Origin of the sequence: Micromonospora sp. NPDC005173 (assembly GCF_040608515.1) — a bacterium.
In the GTDB taxonomy this organism is placed as follows: Bacteria; Actinomycetota; Actinomycetes; order Mycobacteriales; family Micromonosporaceae; genus Micromonospora.
This window is the reverse complement of record NZ_JBEXIK010000048.1, coordinates 1-15,984: the sequence shown is the minus strand read 5'-3', so window position 1 is coordinate 15,984 and position 15,984 is coordinate 1. Positions and strand designations below refer to the sequence as shown.

The window sequence follows — 15,984 nt, the reverse complement described above, 5'->3', positions numbered from 1 at the left end:
CCGAAGGAGACATCCATGCGTGCTGCACTCGTCAAGGAGTTCGGCCCTCCGTCCGGCCTCGTCGTCGAAGATGTGCCCGATCTGGTGCCAGGCCCGGGCGAGGTCGTGATTGAGGTCGGTGCGGTCAGCGTCAACTTCCCCGACATTCTCGTCGTCGAGGGCACCTATCAGAACCTTCCAGAGCGGCCATTCAGCCCCGGCAAGGAAGCGGCCGGACGCGTGAAGGCGGTTGGGGAGGGCGTCGAGCGGGTCCGGATTGGTCAGCGTGTCCTGGCGCTGGTCGAGTTCGGCGGCTACGCCGAGCAGCTGCGCGTCCCTGAGGAGCTGGTCATGGAGTTGCCTGACGGCATGTCCTACGAGTCGGCGGCCGCCTCTGGCCTGGTCTACTCCACCGCCTACTTCGGGCTGCTGCGCCGCGGCCAGCTGAAGCCGGGGGAGACCGTTCTGGTCACCGGCGCGGGAGGAGGCGTCGGCTCTGCCGGCGTTCAGCTCGCCAAGGCGTACGGCGCGCGGGTGATCGCGTTGGCCCAGGATGCCGCGAAGGCGGAGCTGGCCCGCCAGCAGGGTGCGGACGTCGTGCTCACCTCCACGCCGGAAACGCTGCGCGATGACCTTCTGGCGGCCACCGACGGCAAGGGCGTCGATGTGGTCCTCGAGATGCTCGGCGGTGACTTCCTCACCCAGATCATCCGAGCGACCGCCTGGGAAGGCCGCATCGTCATCGTCGGATTCGCCTCGGGCGGTCAGGACCCCATCAAGCCGGGACATGTCCTGGTCAAGAGCATCAGCATCGTGGGACTCCAGAGCAGTGACTACCGCGATCGGATGCCGGGCCTGATGCGCTCGACGATGGCCGAGGTGTTCCATCTGTTCGTCGAGGGGAAGGTCAACGCAGCGGTCGACACGACGTTCCCGCTTGAGAAGGCCAGCGATGCCCTGCAGTACGTCAAGGACGGCCGGGTCAAAGGCAAGGTCGTATTGACGACGGGCCTGGGCTGAGCCTCATTCAGCGACCTAGCCGAAACGATCCGTGCGGCCGCTGTTCCGCACCATGAAAGGACTCCACGGGTGACCGCCTCGTTTCTCTATTCCGCCGTCCGTACGCCGTTTGGCCGTTTCGGCGGCGCCCTCGCCGAGGTGCGTCCCGATGACCTAGCCGCAGCCGCGCTCACGGGGGTACTCGGCACGGCGCCGGCGCTAGACCCCGCACTGATCAGCGATGTGATCTACGGCAACGCCAACGGCGCCGGCGAGGACAACCGCAACGTCGCGCGCATGGCAGTGTTACTCGGCGGGCTGCCCACGTCGGTGCCCGGCTCCACAGTAAATCGGCTTTGTGGCTCGTCTTTGGACGCGGCGATGACGGCGTCCCGGATGGTTGAGGCGCGTGACGCCGAGGTTGTCGTGGCCGGCGGTGTCGAGTCGATGACACGGGCGCCATGGGTGCTCCCCAAGCCCAATCGCGGTTATCCTGCGGGTGATGTCAGCGCCGTCTCCACCACGCTGGGGTGGCGGCTGGTCAACGACCGTATGCCGAAGGAGTGGACGGCCTCCCTAGGTGAGTGCAACGAGCAGCTGGCTAACAGGTATGCCATCTCCCGTCAGCGGCAAGACGAGTTTGCGGCGCGCTCGCACCAGCTCGCCCACGCCGCCTGGGAAGCCGGGTTCTACGACGATCTGGTCTTTCCGGTCGAGAACACCGGGCTGTACAAGGACGAAGGCATCAGATCTAATTCATCCTCCGAGACGTTGGCCGGGCTAAAACCCTCGTTTCGACCCGATGGTTCCATCACGGCAGGCAATGCATCGCCTCTCAGCGACGGGGCAGCCGCCCTGATCATCGGGTCGGAGAGAGCCAGGTCGCTCATCGGTTCTGACCCGGTGGCCCGCTTCGCCGGCCGGGGAGTCCATGCGCTGAATCCGCAGGACTTTGGATTCGCACCGGTCGAAGCGGCCAATGTCGCTTTGGCGAGGGCAGGGATCGGCTGGTCCGATGTCGGCGCGGTCGAACTCAACGAGGCCTTCGCCGTGCAGTCGCTGGCTTGCATCGACGCCTGGAAGATCGACCCCGACATCGTCAACACCAAGGGCGGGGCGATCGCGATCGGGCACCCGCTTGGGGCCTCCGGTGCACGCATTCTCGGCACGCTTGCCCGACGCCTTGCCTCCGAAGGGGAGCGCTGGGGTGTCGCAGCCATCTGCATCGGCGTAGGACAGGCCCTCGCCGTCGTACTGGAAAATGTCATCAGCGCAGGAGAGTGGTCATGACGCAGTCCAACAGCGCCCCGTCAACGGTGGGGGTGTACGGAGGCGGACGCATGGGCGCAGGCATCGCACACGCGTTCCTGCTGGCCGGCGCGACAGTGCGGATCATCGAAACCTCCGACGACACCGTCCAGACCGCCCGCGACCGCGTGGAAAGCAGTGTGGCGAAAGCCGAGCAACGCGGAAAGCTCCCTGCGCCCGCGACCGAGCTCCTCTCGAGGCTGATCGTCACCACGAACGACGCCCAGCTGCAGGCGTGTGCCCTCGTGATCGAGGCAGTCCCAGAGGACATCGACCTCAAGCGGCGAGTGCTGCGCAATGTGGAACACGTGGCGACGGATGCCGTCCTCGCTACCAACACCTCCAGCCTGCCGATCGATGATCTCGCTCGAGACCTAGCCCGACCGGAGCGCTTCGTCGGTCTACATTTCTTCAACCCTGTGCCGGCCAGCGAGTTGGTGGAGGTCGTCGTCGGCGCCAAGACCTCACCGGACCTCGTTGCGGATGCGCAAAACTGGGTGACCGCCCTTGGCAAGATCGCGATCACGGTGCAGGACTCGCCAGGGTTTGCCAGCAGCCGACTGGGGGTGGCCCTTGCCCTGGAGGCGATGCGGATGCTGGAGGAGGGAGTCGCGTCGGCAAGCGACATCGACACAGCCATGATGCTCGGCTACAAGCACCCCCTCGGTCCCTTGAAAACGACCGACGTCGTCGGGCTCGACGTTCGGCTCGCCATCGCCGAACACCTTGCTCGCGAACTCGGAGATCGCTTCGAACCTCCCAACATCCTGCGCGGGCTGGTTGCTGAAGGACAACTGGGTCGCAAGACAGGCAAGGGTTTCTACAACTGGTGAGCCCCGCTCCTGCCCGACCAGAAGCTCGGCTCCTCGCCGTCGATGGACTTGGCTGAGACGCCTGTTGGGCTCGTAAATTCGGTTCGGTGGCTGTGACGTGCGGCTTTGTGCGAGGTCTGCCCAATCGGGGCGGCGACGATCCAAGGTATGGCATGTACCGCTCGGAAACCCGGTTCTGGCCTCTGAGGTGCGGTTTTGTGCGGCCCAGCCAGCCGGTCGAGGGACATGGTGGCGGGCATGTTCCTGTCCTTCGGGTACCTGATCTTGTGTCAGATCCTGCGGCTGGCGGTCCAAGGCATGCGCGGCGAGCGGTCCAAGGACGTCGAGATTGTCGTCCGACGTCATCAGGTCGCGGTGCTACGCCGCCAGGTCGCACGCCCGGACCTCGAGCCCGTCGACCGGTTGGTGCTGTCAGCCCTGTCTCGGCTGCTGCCTCGGTCCCGCTGGTCGACGTTCTTCGTTACCCCGGCCACCTTGCTGCGGTGGCACCGTGAGCTGGTCGCCCGGAAGTGGACCTACCCGAAACGACGGCCCGGGCGCCCACCGATACGGGCGGAGATCCGCGCCCTGGTGCTGCGCCTGGCCCGGGAGAACCCGACCTGGGGTCACCGCCGGGTGCAGGGCGAACTATTCAGATTGGGTTATCGGGGTCTGTTGCATTGCCCGTGTCCAGGGATCGAGGCAGGCTTGACGGGTGCAACTGTCGAGCCGTCGTCGCCCTTGGATGCCGCCGAAGTCGGCGTTCAGCGGGTTCCGATTCCCCACCGAGGTGATCGTCGTCGCGGTCCGCTGGTACCTGCGCTACAACCTCTCCTACCGGGACGTGGAGGAACTCCTGGCTGAGCGCGGTGTCGAGGTCGACCACGTCACCGTGTTCCGGTGGGTGCAACGGTTCACGCCGTTGCTGGCCGACGCGGCCCGGTTCGCTCGCCACTCCCCGGGTGACCGGTGGTTCGTCGACGAGACCTACGTGAAGGTCAACGGGGTTTGGCGGTACGTCTACCGGGCGGTCGACCAGCACGGGCAGGTCATCGACGTGCTCGTCTCGGCCCGCCGTGATGCCGCCGCAGCCCGGCGGTTCTTCCAGCGTGCACTGTGGGTACTGAAGGTGACGCCCACCGAGGTGGTCACCGACGCCGCTCCGGTCTACCCCGCGGTGCTCGACGACCTGATCCCCTCGGCCTGGCACCACATCGAACGGCACGCGAACAATCCGATCGAGGCCGATCACAGCCAGCTCAAGCACCGGTTACGACCCATGCGTGGGCTCCGGACCGACTCAACCGCACAGGTGATCATCGCCGGACACTCGTTCATACAGAACCTCCGCCGCGGACACTACGAACTTGGACTCGACACCGCACCCAAGCTCCGCATCGCCACGGCGTTCAGCGAACTCGCCCGGGTGATCTGACCGCAGACCCGACCCCAGCCTGATGCGTCTCCCGATCAGATAATGCAACGGCACCCCTCCGCCGAGAATGATCGGGACGAGCGCGTTGCGGATGTCGCCGGGGCTTACCTGCTGGGTGGTGGGGATCGACACCGAGCGGGCGTTGCGGCCGTCGACGTCTTGGATGGCGGTGGTGAGCTGTCGGCGCGGCCGGAGGTTCGCGCCGAGGTTGAACTCCGCGGTGGCGAGTTCACGCCCGTCGAGGAATGCCAGCATTCGACGGGCCGGCATCGCGGGTAACGCCAGTGGGCGTAGCTCTCCGCTGGTCAGGGCGAACGCCGTGTACGTCTCGCTGGTGCCGCTGGTTTGCCCGAGCAGGAGCGCCTGTCCGTCGGTGGACCACTGCCGCAGTTCGTACCCGGGCGGGGCCTTCGGCTGTAGGGGCGCACCGGCGTGACGATCGGTGTAGCCCTGGACATCCTCGTCATGCCCGCTGATCGCGTTAGCTACGACGGTGGTCAGCAGACAAGCCGATGAATCTCACCCAGCAGGAGTGGGTACGCGTGAGTCCACGGGATGCGCTCCTGCTCGAGCAGTATTCCGGACGAATTGGCGTCCGCATGCTCGACCAAGTGCGTGTACAGGTCCTGCTCATCTTCGTCGAGGTTCGGCAGGGTTCGACGTTGCGGGCTGGCGCCGTCGACGCTGAGGTCGGCGAACAAGTCGAGGGTTTCGCGGTTCATCATGACCGTCGTCACGGCGATGCCGTAGCCGCGGAGGTCGTTGACAAACTGCAGGCCGGCCGCATCGATATCACCCCAATAAAGCACTCGGGTGGCTGCTCGTACCCAGTCGACGCGGGCGTAGTGCAGGACGCTGAAGCCCTCGCCGTGCAGTACCACGGTGTCGGGCAGGTCGTCGGTCAGTGCGTAGCCGGTCTCCTTGTTCTCGAGGATGACAACGATGCGCGGCAGGTGCGGCCAGGTGTTGAGGTCGTCGATGCCGGCGGCGAAGTGCCGCATGCCGGCGACTTGGGCGCGCAGATCAGGGTCGAGTACGGCCACCTGGACGAGGTCGGGCGGGATGCGTAAGCCGAGCCGGCGGTGCAGACGCAGTCTGCGTTGACCGTCGCCGTCGTCCTGCGCCGGCTCGGTGTCGTCGTCGCCGAGCATGGCCAGGACGAGGTGGGCATGACGCATGAGCCACTTGGTGTTGATGCCCTTGATCGGTAGTTGGCGCAGCAGCAGGCCGGAGGTCGGGTTCGCGTTGAGCCACTCGACAGTATTGGCCAAGCGGTCGAAGTCCGGTGGGTCGAGGTCGGTGATGCGCCGGATCAGCCTGTCGAACCGCGCGAGGGGAAACCGGCTCTGCAAGTTGATCAACCGGTGCCCGCAGCGGCGCCACGTCTCGGCCGTCTCGGTGCAGGCCGCCGCAGCGTCGGCCGGACCATCGAGGATTAGGGCATGCGGCATGGAATGCAGGCCGGTAGGAAACCTTACGTTCTGGTGGTGGACGGTGCCCGGCCCGCGGTATTCCTGCCACAAACTGGCCCATTCGTGGCAGGCGACCGGGTCGGCGGATCGTTCCGCGGTCGTGGGCGGCTGCAGGGACACGCGCATTGGCCAGGTGCCGTCGCCGCGGGCCCAACGGGGGTAGTCCTGGTCGAACCGGCGCCGCAGCAGTGCGGTGATCTCGTCAGGCTGCCGCACGGACCGCCCCTTCGAGTTCGGTGTCGCGGCGGGCGGCGAGGTCACCGAAGGTGGCGTATGCGGCGTTGGAGTGGGCGCCGTCGGGCATGATGCGTTTCTCGACCAGGACGGCCTGACCGATGAACGGTTCGACGATGCCGGACATGCGGATCGGCGCCGCGATGATCATTTGGAAGCCGAACTCCTCGAACACGGCGAGGGCCTGCGCGGCGTAGGTTTCGTCGGATTTGCTGAACGCCTCGTCCAGCATGAGCGGTGCGAACCGGGGTCGGCCGTCGGAGTTGTCATCGGCGAGGTTGTAGCTCAGCGCGGCGGCGAGGCAAAACGCGACCAGTTTCTCCTGTTCCCCGCCGGAGTTGGAGGCGGTGTTGTGGTAGGTGAAGATGGTGATGCCGTCGGTGTTCTCCTCGCGTCCGTAGAAGGTGTAGCTGATGCGCACGTCCAAGACGTTGGTGCGCCAGCGACGTGCTTCGCTGCTGGAGGCGGTGAACCGGGTCATAAGCTCGCGAACGCGCCGAAACTGCGCGATCGAGGCAGCGGGGTCGCGGCGAGCGGCTGGGGCGTGACGGAGCAGGTCGTCGACGGCTTTGCGGAAGTCCTTGACCTCGGCCGGCGGGTTGGCTTTATAGGCGATCTGCAGGTTGGTGCCGGGGTTGAACTCGGCGCGGCGCAGCCCGGCGTTGACCATGTCGATGCGGCGCCGGATTTCCTCGGTGGCTTTCTCGATGGCGCGTTGCAGCAGACCGATGGAGGGCACCATGTCCTCGCTGATCATCTGCTGGAACTTGGTCATCGCGTCCGGGAGGCGGCGTTCGGCGATCTCCTCGTAGAGGGCAGCGAATGATCCGCCGGATTGTTCAGCGTCACCGCTGGTATCCGGCGCGCTGTCCGGCCACCGTTCGAGGAACCGCTCGATCGCGTTTCTGACCTTGGACAGCGCGAGCTTGCGGTCCTGCAATGCGGTGTCTCTGCGGTGGCTCAGTTCCGACCGTAGAGCGCTGCGAAGGTTGCTGATCGCGTCCACGGTCGCCGTGACATCCAGGCTCGCTCGTACCTCGTCGAGGTAGGCATGATCGTCGGTATTGTCGATGATGCGGGGCTTACGGTCCTCGGCCTCGTAGATGTCGACCAGCCGGGTCTGATTCCTGCCGTGATCTTCGATGGCGGTCCGGGTCCGCGAGCAGGCGTCGGTGGCGGCCTTGTATTCGCGTTCCGCGTCGTCGCGCTGGCGTTCGAGTCGTTGCAGGTCGACGTTGTCGGCTTTCAGCGCTTCAATGCGTTCCTCCAGCTCGCGGACTGTCCGCACCGCTGAGGCGTGGTCTACCTGGCTCCACATCGTGTATGCGGCGAGCTGGGTCGCCGCCTCGATCATCGCGTCGAGTTGCCGGTACTGCCGCTCAAGCTTTCGCGCGTGACTGTTGGCCTCCTTGGTGTCCTGTTGGAGCTGGTCGACCTCTGCCTCAAGTGCGGCGCGTTTGGCGGCGGTGTTCGCCCCGAGGATGTACGCCGACGGGCTGGTGACCTCGGGACGATCGTCCTTGCGGTAGTGGTTGCCGGGCAGCTTGACCGTTCCGCGGACCGTCACGGCACGCCGGTGCGGTTCCAGATCGCTCGCCGTCTCGACGCACACGTGATCGAACTGCCGCACGAGCTGCGCGGACAACCATTCGCCGCTGGGGTGTTCACGGTCGACGGTGAGCTTGCCAGCAAGGGTTTGCGGTCCTGGTGGCGGCTGGTGCGACGATACGGCGGTCACGGTGCTGTGTTCCACGATGGCGCGCATGTTGTGCTCGTCGATGAACCGGCCGACGACGTCCTTGTGGGCTTCCGGTACCAGTAGCCGCAGCCCGAAGTTGCGCAGCACCTTTTCGGCGGCGGGCCGCCATCGTTCCTGCCCGTCGGCGATGTCGATCAGCTCGGCTGCGTAGGCTAGGTCCGCGACCGGTACGCCGGTGCCGGCGGCGATTTCCTCCCGGACGCGAATGGGGTTCGGTGGAATGAGTGTGCGGGCCGATTGCAGGGCGAGCAGTTCTTTCTGTTTCGCCTCGAGCGCTTCCGTGGTCTTCACTGCGACGCCGAGGGCACGCGTCCGGATAGGCTCGTCGCGTTGCAGCTCGTCGGCGGCGGTTCTCTTGATGGCATCGAGCTGGCCGCGGAGGGTGGTGAATGAGTCGTCGTCGTGGGGGCAGGGGCGTTGCAGACGGGTCACGTATCCGCTGTAGATGCGGTACGCGTCGCGCCGGTGTGCCGCTTCGACGCCGGCCAGCTGCAGTTGCGATTGCAGGTTTTGCAAGGCGGTGCTGCTTTGCCGGTATTGATCATCGAGGGAGCGGAACGCCTCGTACTTGCGCCCTTGTTCGTCTTCTTGCTCCGAGAGTTGCTGGTCGAGGGCGGTGATGACCTGGTCGAGACGCTCGAGTTCTGCGTCGAGCAGCTGCAGGTGCACGCCTCGCAGGTAGTGATCGACGGGGGTCCCGAGCAGGTGGGCGGCGCGTTCGCTGATGGTCCCGGACTCGTGGAACAGCGTCCAGTTCGCCGGAACCTCGCGCAGGATCTGCGCCTGCGCGTGGGCCCGGCTCGCGGTCTCGTATGCCTCGTTTAACGGGGTGAAGGCTTCCACCACCCGTTGGGCGGCGGCGAACGTGTCCGGCTCATCCAGCATGTTCTCGCGGATGAACAGGTTGAGGTCGCCCACGTTCTTCATCGCCTTGGCCTTGCCGAGCAGGGCCAGGCCGGTCTGCGACCCGCCGAGGCCGACGCGTTGCGTCAGCGCGTTCATGTACGAGGCCTGGCTGGGAGGGTAGTGCGCCGGGTAGGCGGTCTTGAGCCACTTCGTGTCGAACTCCCGGTCCGCCCACTCGCGTAGCAGACTGATGTCGAAGTGCCCGTCGTGCAGTTGATACATCGGCTTGAGTGCGGAGCCGTCGTTCTCCACCCCGGAGAACCAGCGCACGACCACCGCGGTCGTCACGGCGCCGAGCCCGTTGTCGTAGGTGGCGGCGACCGCCGACCAGGTCGGTTTTCCTCCGCGCAGGTATTGCACCTGCGACATGTCGTTCTCGTCGCTGGTCTGCGACCACGCGCCGCGCACGTAGTCGGCCACGCTGCGGGTGCTCTGCTTGGCTCCGCGGGCGGTCAGGTCGGCTGAGGCGTTGAACCGCTGATCGTGGGTCGGCAGCAGAGCAATCGAGTGGGCGTCCATCAGTGACGACTTGCCTGAGCCCGACGGGCCGGTCAGCAGCACACCGCGCTCGTCGATCGGCAGATCCTTATAGCCGCAGAACGTGCCCCAGTTGACGACTTGTAGCCGGACCAGCCGGAACTGTCCAAGGAACACCGTCCGGGCACTCGAGATGTTACGCATCGACAGCCTCGCTGTCCTCCGGGCCGGACGGCGCCTCCCCGCGGGCGATCGCGGTGTAGCGCTCGTGCAGGGCTTGTACCTGCTGGGCGTTGAGGATGGAGGTGATCACGCCGTAGATGAGGTAGCGGCTGGTTCCCTTGATCGGTTTGATGATGGCCGCCTCGTCGAGAGCGTTGATCGCGGCGCGGACCCTCTTGACGAAGCCGGCCTCGTCGGTGTCGTCGGTGCGTTTGTAGGCCAGCATGTGATCGATCATGTCTGCGGTCTCGACGACGGGCTCGTCCGGTGCGAGTACATACTGCTGATAGAGATAGAGGGCCAGCGCGCTCGCCGCGAGACTCAGCGTGCGGGACCGCAAAATCGTCCGGCTTCTTGGGCTCGGATCCTCCGCCTGCCGGGTGAAGGCGTATCGATATTCCCGGTTGACTTCCAAAATCAGTCCCAGCTCGGACAACCGGCTGCGCAGAAGACCCTCGTACTGCAGCACCACGGGCCAGTGGTGCTTGTTGCGGTCGCTCAGATGCGGCGCGGCGACCAGTTCCTGCAGCGCCCAGCACGCCTCGGCAGGCAGTTCGCTGGTGTCGCCATCGAATCGGGCCGGCCGTTCACCGCTGTCCACGTGCACGCCCACAGCCTCGCCAGGCGCGTCATCGAACACCGCCACGGCGTCCAGCAGCGGCGGACTGGCCGGTTCCGGGTTGGGGAACAGCCCGGCGCCGAACACCTCATCGAAACGGGGCTGTGAACGATCAGGCATCGCCGATCCCTTCCATCAGGGCTGGCTGGGCAGACAACAGACGCCGGCGTGACAGGTGCGGCGACGGATCGGGAATCGGCTCGCCGAACACCAGGTACGGGACGTTGATCTCGCGCAGACCGCGGCCTGTGTGCGCCATCACCAGCTCGCGGGCGTCAGGGTCCACGTCGCCGAACCGCGTCGCCAGCGACCACAGGCCGATGATGTCGCCGGCCCGCGGCCGGGGTAGGAACTGCAAAACCTCATGCAGGGTGGCGACCCCGCTGTGCGCGTCCATCGCCGCGTGCGCCGCCGCGCGTAGCGCCGCCCAGTCGATCGCCTCGCGGCCGGCAAGCGCCGAGGGGTCGATGTCGAACTCGTCACCGGAGTCGACGACCGGGTCAGCCAGCAGCGGTGTACCGGGGTGAAGCCGTAGCCGGCCCACCGACCTGGCGTTGACGCCACTCATCGGGACGACGAACCCGATATCACGGCCGCCATGGGTCCGCTGAAACGCCTCGGCCGCGGCGGCCTGGGCTTCGCTGACCTTGGTGCGCATGCTGCGGTAGTGGGCGGCGTCTCCGCCGCGGACGAAGTTGCTGATCCGGCGAAACGCCACCGCCCGGACGCCTTCGACCTCCTGCACCCGCCGCCACATCGCCTCGATGAATCCGGTGAGCGCGTCGCGCAGATGAGCGGGCAGGCCCGTGACCCGTTCGGTGATCTCGGTGATGTCTGACTCAAGTTGCGAACGTTGCGACGGTGTGGCGATCACGGTGGCGAAGGCCCGAAACGCCAGACCGTCCGGCGACTCGGCGATCACATCATGGCCGTCGAACATCTGCTGCAACGTCCCGGCGAACTCGGCGGGATCGTCGGTGAGACTCTGCCTAAGCAGCGTCGCGGTGTTGGCGTGCATGCGCTCGCCGTACCGGCCGATGTCCGCCGGGATACGGTCGATCAACTGCGCGACCGCGGCGACCTTGTCCACCAGCTCGCGATGATTGACCGTCAGGATCTCGCCGCGGTCCAGCGCGTCGAGCTGCTCCCGCAGCGCCGCAATCTGCTCCTTCAGCGCACGCCGGCGAACCACAGGATCTGGGTTGGCCTCGGTCGCGATCTGGCGTATGTCACCCATGACCATGGCCAGCGCGGACTCCGTGGCCACGGAGCTGTGCCGGTGAAGGGCCCGCATCTGCCGCACGGCCTGGCTGGCGCCCGACGTCAGCTGATACCGCTCGATGCGAGTGGCCGGGTCGACGCTGCGATGCACCCAGCCCCGCTTGGTCCACTTCGTCAGCAGGTGTTCCGCGTCCAGCGTCGGTGCCTCGGCGTCGTCCGGCTCTCGGGAGGGTGTAACGCCGCGCAGCAGCGCCGGAAGATCCGCATTCATGTCCGCCGCGAGCGACTGCCCGTTGACGATCTGGCCCTCACCGAGATGCGCAGCCATCAGCGAGAGATAGAGCAGGGCGTCCGATGATCGCAGCAAAGACATGGTCACATCGGCGGTCGCATTGCTGCGGAACTCGTGAAGCAGCTGCTCGGCGCTCCGACTCGCCAGTGCTTCCACCCCCTCGAACACGCGCCGCGACCAGGAGACGACGGCCATCGACAGCTGTAGCGACTACTTCACGCACTGTAGGGCAGGGGTGCGACATTGCGATGCCCACCGATAGGACGATTTGGTCCGGCGAATCCGAGCGCGGACCTGACCCGCGAGAACGCGATGCACACGAACCCGAGGTCCGTTCACGTGCGGCCGAAGCCTGCACCACTTACGGCTACCGGCTGATCCACCTCCCGACCGCGACATCGGTCGAGATCCACGACGACAGCGGCTGGCCGCCGCAATTCCGGGAGGAGTTGCTGTCCACCGAAAGGCGAAGCACTGCGGCGACGAAGAACGCTCCTATCGGCCGGTCTGGCGTGGAACCTTCACTGACCGACCTCGAAAAGCAAGGGCATCAGTCTGGCAACCGCAGCCGTACGCCGAGATCACTAGCGACCTGTTCTCCATCCAGCCGGTGTTCCTGCACGTTCCCGCCGGCACCCGATACGGCTCTGGCCATTGGGCAACACACCTGCAGTTGGCAAGCTCAGCGGACGCCGACACGCCGTCGGTGCTCACCTGGCGCTCAGGCCTGCGGCCCGGTCAGATCGCCGGCCATATCGAAGCGCTCCGCCTGGCCGCTGCCGGCACACGTACTGATGAAGCGAGCGCTAATTACGCCACCATGGCCCTCGGCGGGGCGGTCCTCGAGATGCACCGGCGACACCTCTGCATTCGATGCACATCGACAGTATGTTCGTGCCGGCGAGGCCAGATTACGTCGCGGCCTGACAGAGAGCCCGCCAGGCATGGGGGAGTACTTACCCCGTCGGGCTCAAGAGTGAAGGGGGTTCCGCGCACCAGTATCTAGAGATGGTCCTGACGGACTGACGCCGCCCACCCGGAGAGGCTCCAATTGACCCGGCCATCGGACCGCTGTCCTGCTCATGCTGCTTGGCTGGGGTGCAGCGGGATGCTTTACCCCTATCGTCGTAGTGGTCGCCGGTCAGGAGCCGTGAGGCCAGCGCCAGCGGAGCTCACTTTCCGGGCGGGCCCGGCTTCCACCGGCAGTCGGGTGCTTGTACAGCTCGATTGGGCCTTCTCGAGTATTGGGGGCCAGATCACGCCGTCTGGCTGAGATCTGCGGCGGGTCGGCCGACCCACGCTAGATGCTGTGGGGCCACCCGGTCGTTCTCGCGGTGACGCCCTCTGAGGATGCCGACCCGCGTTCTGCCCTCCACAACCTGCAGCCCCGTCGTTGCGTCCACCAGCGATCGGTCGACCAGTATCGGCCACCGTTTCCACGTGCCGTGCGTCGCCCAGCACAGGGAGACACCCGCGTGGACGCCGTGCTGGCGAACGCTGATCCAGTGGTTAGGGTCCGCGGCGTACTCATCGATGCAGGAGCCGTCCGAACGTCCTGTCGGCATCGCAAGGAACTCCTGCGTCGCAATGGCCTCGACGGTCCAGGCCACTGCGCTGAGATTTAGATTGCCGTAGTCGCGGAGGAACGCGCCGTTGTCCCCGTGGTCGTACAGCCATTGCTCCAGCACGTCGTCCGGCCACCCGAGTCCACTGACCAGCGGGTGGTACCGGAACGCATGGAACCCGGACAGGTTTTCCCGGTAGGACCGGGAGATCGGGGCGATGTCTTGCAGGCGCACGGTTGTCATTCTGGACGGCCCAGACCCCGCCCTCCAAACCACTCCTTTCCGGCTGCAGACGGTGCCCTGGCCATCTCCACGGCTTTGGGCCCGAGCCTGGAACCGTCTGCACCCCCGGCTGACCCACCGATCCTCCTGGAACAGCTCAGCCAAGGTGCTGCCGGTCCTCGAGGGAACGGTCATCCGCTTGCAGGTCGAGCACCTGCCCAGCGGTGCGACCCCGAAGCCGGTGTGGCTGTGGTGGTCCGGCGTCGACCCCACCGAGGCTGACGTCGACCGGCTCTGGCAGACCTTCCTGCGCCGCTTCGACATCGAGCACACGTTCCGCCTGTTCAAACAGACTCTCGGCTGGACCTGCCCGAAGATCCGCACCCCACAGGCAGCCGACCGCTGGACCTGGCTGATCCTCGCCGCTTACACCCAGCTCCGGCTGGCCCGCGCCCTCGCCACCGACCTACGCCGCCCCTGGGAGAAACCCGCACCACCGCAGCGTCTGTCACCCGCCCGCGTCCGCCGAGGATTTCGGCACCTGCGCGCGAAGGCCACGAGGCTGTCGCACAGCTTTCGATCCTCAACTGTCAAGAGTTCTTGCTGTCATTCGCCCACAATGGACGATCATTTCGTGCCGTGGCATACAACTTCATCTCCTGCAGCCCGGATGACTCGTCACTGCCCCAGCATGACCTGCGTGGGTGGCTGCCGCCGCAGCATCTGTGCTGGCAGGTCCTGAACATCGTCGGCGAGTTCGACCTGTCCGGGTTCCTGCAGGGCTATTGTGCCGATGGCCAGGGCGCGGCGGCGTATCCGCCGCAGGTGCTGCTGAGCCTGGTGCTGTACTGCTACTGCAAGGGCGTGCGTTCCACGCGCAAGATCGAGGCCGCTTGCCTCGATGACGTGGGCTGCCGGATCATCGCGGGCAATCAGCAGGTCGACCATGCCACCATCGCGCGGTTCCTGCGCCGTCACCGCGAGGGCCTGAAGGCGCTGTTCGTGCAGGTCCTGGCGCTGTGCGCCCGGCGCGGGCTGGTGGACCTGTCCGCCGTGGCGGTGGACGGCTCACCGCTGCACGCGGCCGCCGCACGCTCAGCCAACCGCAGCCTGGACGCCTTGGAGACCGTCATCGCCGACGGCGAGGCGCAACTCGACCAGCTGGCGGAGGATACGGACGAAGCGGCTGCCGAGGGCCACCGTCGGCTCACGGCCGCAGGTAGCTGTCTGCGGCGGCTGTCGCAGCTCAGCGATCGGGTGGCACGGGCCCGGGTGGCCCGGGACAAGCTGTTCGAGCGTTCGCTGCCCTCGGCGGGCGAAATCCGGATCAAGGTAGAGGCCGCGCAGCGGATGGTGGCCAAAGCCGAGGCGCGCCTGGCCGAGGTCACGGCCGGCCAGCAGCAGCGGCTGGCCGACTACGCCCACCGGACCCTGCAGGATCAGGCCGCGGGACGGCGGCGCGCTGCCGGGCGCCCGCCGGTCCGTATCGAGGCCAAGACCAAGGTCGTTGCTCAGCAGGCCCGCCTCGCCCGGGCGCAGGCCGCGTTGCACCGTGCGCGCTACCCGCGACCGATCCCGTCCGCGGCGGCCAGGGCCTCGCTCACCGATCCGGCGTCGCGGCTCATGCTCGGCAAGCACGGCGGATACATGCAGGGCTATAACGTCCAGATCGCCTGCGCACGCAACCAGGTACTCCTCGCGATCGAGCTGCAGGACAACCCTGCCGACACCACCGCACTCGTCCCGGTCATCAGACGTGTTCAACACAACTGCGCAGCCGCTGGGCTGACCGGCGACGTCGCGGCGTGGCTGGCCGACAGCGGCTATGCCAGCACCGCGAACTTCGCAGCCCTGGCCGATCTCCCGCTACTGGTGTCGATCACCAAGGAGTACAAGCAGACCCACGCGACGCCACCCGGGCACAACGTCCCCGCCGGCCACCGCGAGATGGCCGCCCGACTGGCATCCGCCGAAGGCAGGCAGCTCTACGCCCGCCGCGGCGCCATCGTCGAACCAGGCTTCGCCCAGCTGTTCCAGCAGTTCGGACGCCGCGTGCACCAACGCGGCACCGCCGCCGTCGACACCGAGATCAAACTCCTCGGCGCGGTGCACAACCTGAACAAGATCTTCCGCCACGATGCCAGGCAGACGACCTCTTGACAGTCGAAGATCAGAAGCTGTGCGACAGCCTCCCGCCTGCCCCGCCGGCGCACCGAAACCCTCCCGACCAGGACCCGGACGGCCACCCGGCCGCCGCAACACGCAACCCACGCCGCGTCACGACGTCCACACCGCCACGAAGAGACCAGCCACGAAGAAAACGAGCCCTACGAATCCCCGCCCACGCCGGACAGGGTAAAGATCAAGCTAGTGTGCTGAGTCGTTGGAAGCTTTATTGATTCGGGTGCAGTAGTTGGCGAGGTTGTCGAGGATCTGGTCGGCGGTTTTGGTCCAGACAAAGG

General features: G+C 66.5%; 11 protein-coding genes and 1 pseudogene. 6 read left to right on the top strand and 6 right to left on the bottom strand.

Annotated elements, in window-relative coordinates; genetic code table 11:
- Nucleotides 1–15: 15 nt before the first annotated feature.
- The 4 genes from ABZV00_RS31685 to ABZV00_RS31670 all read left to right on the top strand — a co-directional run bounded on the left by ABZV00_RS31685 (nucleotide 16) and on the right by ABZV00_RS31670 (nucleotide 4,533).
- Nucleotides 16–999: an NADPH:quinone oxidoreductase family protein gene (locus tag ABZV00_RS31685; protein WP_355613057.1), complete on the top strand. Its 984-nt coding sequence runs from the start codon at nucleotides 16–18 to the stop codon at nucleotides 997–999.
- Nucleotides 1,000–1,068: 69 nt separating this feature from the next.
- Nucleotides 1,069–2,268 (top strand): thiolase family protein, encoded by a 1,200-nt coding sequence (locus ABZV00_RS31680; RefSeq protein WP_355613055.1) that lies wholly within the window; start codon nucleotides 1,069–1,071, stop codon nucleotides 2,266–2,268.
- Complete coding sequence (locus tag ABZV00_RS31675; RefSeq protein WP_355613053.1) at nucleotides 2,265–3,119, top strand: 3-hydroxyacyl-CoA dehydrogenase family protein; 855 nt, start codon at nucleotides 2,265–2,267, stop codon at nucleotides 3,117–3,119. Before ABZV00_RS31680 ends, ABZV00_RS31675 begins: the two co-directional genes overlap by 4 nt.
- A gap of 724 nt (nucleotides 3,120–3,843) precedes the next feature.
- The gene (locus tag ABZV00_RS31670; RefSeq protein WP_355613112.1) at nucleotides 3,844–4,533 is read left to right on the top strand and encodes an IS6 family transposase; all 690 of its coding nucleotides are present in this window, start codon (nucleotides 3,844–3,846) and stop codon (nucleotides 4,531–4,533) included.
- Between the two features lie 497 nt (nucleotides 4,534–5,030).
- On the opposite strand, the gene ABZV00_RS31665 is transcribed toward ABZV00_RS31670, so the two are convergent.
- The 6 genes from ABZV00_RS31665 to ABZV00_RS31640 form a co-directional block, all read right to left on the bottom strand.
- Nucleotides 5,031–6,221: a Wadjet anti-phage system protein JetD domain-containing protein gene (locus tag ABZV00_RS31665; RefSeq protein WP_355613051.1), complete on the bottom strand. Its 1,191-nt coding sequence runs from the start codon at nucleotides 6,219–6,221 to the stop codon at nucleotides 5,031–5,033.
- The gene (locus ABZV00_RS31660) at nucleotides 6,208–9,585 is read right to left on the bottom strand and encodes an SbcC/MukB-like Walker B domain-containing protein (RefSeq protein ID WP_355613049.1); all 3,378 of its coding nucleotides are present in this window, start codon (nucleotides 9,583–9,585) and stop codon (nucleotides 6,208–6,210) included. The genes ABZV00_RS31665 and ABZV00_RS31660 overlap by 14 nt, the downstream gene beginning before the upstream one ends.
- On the bottom strand, nucleotides 9,578–10,342 hold the full coding sequence (locus ABZV00_RS31655) for a DUF4194 domain-containing protein (protein WP_355613047.1): 765 nt from the start codon (nucleotides 10,340–10,342) through the stop codon (nucleotides 9,578–9,580). Before ABZV00_RS31655 ends, ABZV00_RS31660 begins: the two co-directional genes overlap by 8 nt.
- On the bottom strand, nucleotides 10,335–11,930 hold the full coding sequence (locus tag ABZV00_RS31650) for a DUF3375 family protein (RefSeq protein ID WP_355613045.1): 1,596 nt from the start codon (nucleotides 11,928–11,930) through the stop codon (nucleotides 10,335–10,337). The genes ABZV00_RS31655 and ABZV00_RS31650 overlap by 8 nt, the downstream gene beginning before the upstream one ends.
- A gap of 526 nt (nucleotides 11,931–12,456) precedes the next feature.
- A complete protein-coding gene (locus ABZV00_RS31645; protein ID WP_355613043.1) occupies nucleotides 12,457–12,588 on the bottom strand; it encodes a hypothetical protein in 132 nt (43 codons plus the stop codon).
- A gap of 403 nt (nucleotides 12,589–12,991) precedes the next feature.
- On the bottom strand, nucleotides 12,992–13,534 hold the full coding sequence (locus ABZV00_RS31640) for a hypothetical protein (protein WP_355613041.1): 543 nt from the start codon (nucleotides 13,532–13,534) through the stop codon (nucleotides 12,992–12,994).
- An 88-nt stretch (nucleotides 13,535–13,622) separates the two neighbouring features.
- Here ABZV00_RS31640 and ABZV00_RS31635 point away from each other — a divergent pair.
- Together ABZV00_RS31635 and ABZV00_RS31630 are read left to right on the top strand one after the other, a co-directional pair.
- Nucleotides 13,623–14,072 (top strand): annotated as a pseudogene (locus ABZV00_RS31635) (transposase); the annotation flags it as partial.
- A gap of 89 nt (nucleotides 14,073–14,161) precedes the next feature.
- Nucleotides 14,162–15,682, top strand: coding sequence for a transposase (locus tag ABZV00_RS31630; protein ID WP_355613039.1), 1,521 nt, complete (start codon nucleotides 14,162–14,164; stop codon nucleotides 15,680–15,682).
- Nucleotides 15,683–15,984 lie beyond the last annotated feature (302 nt).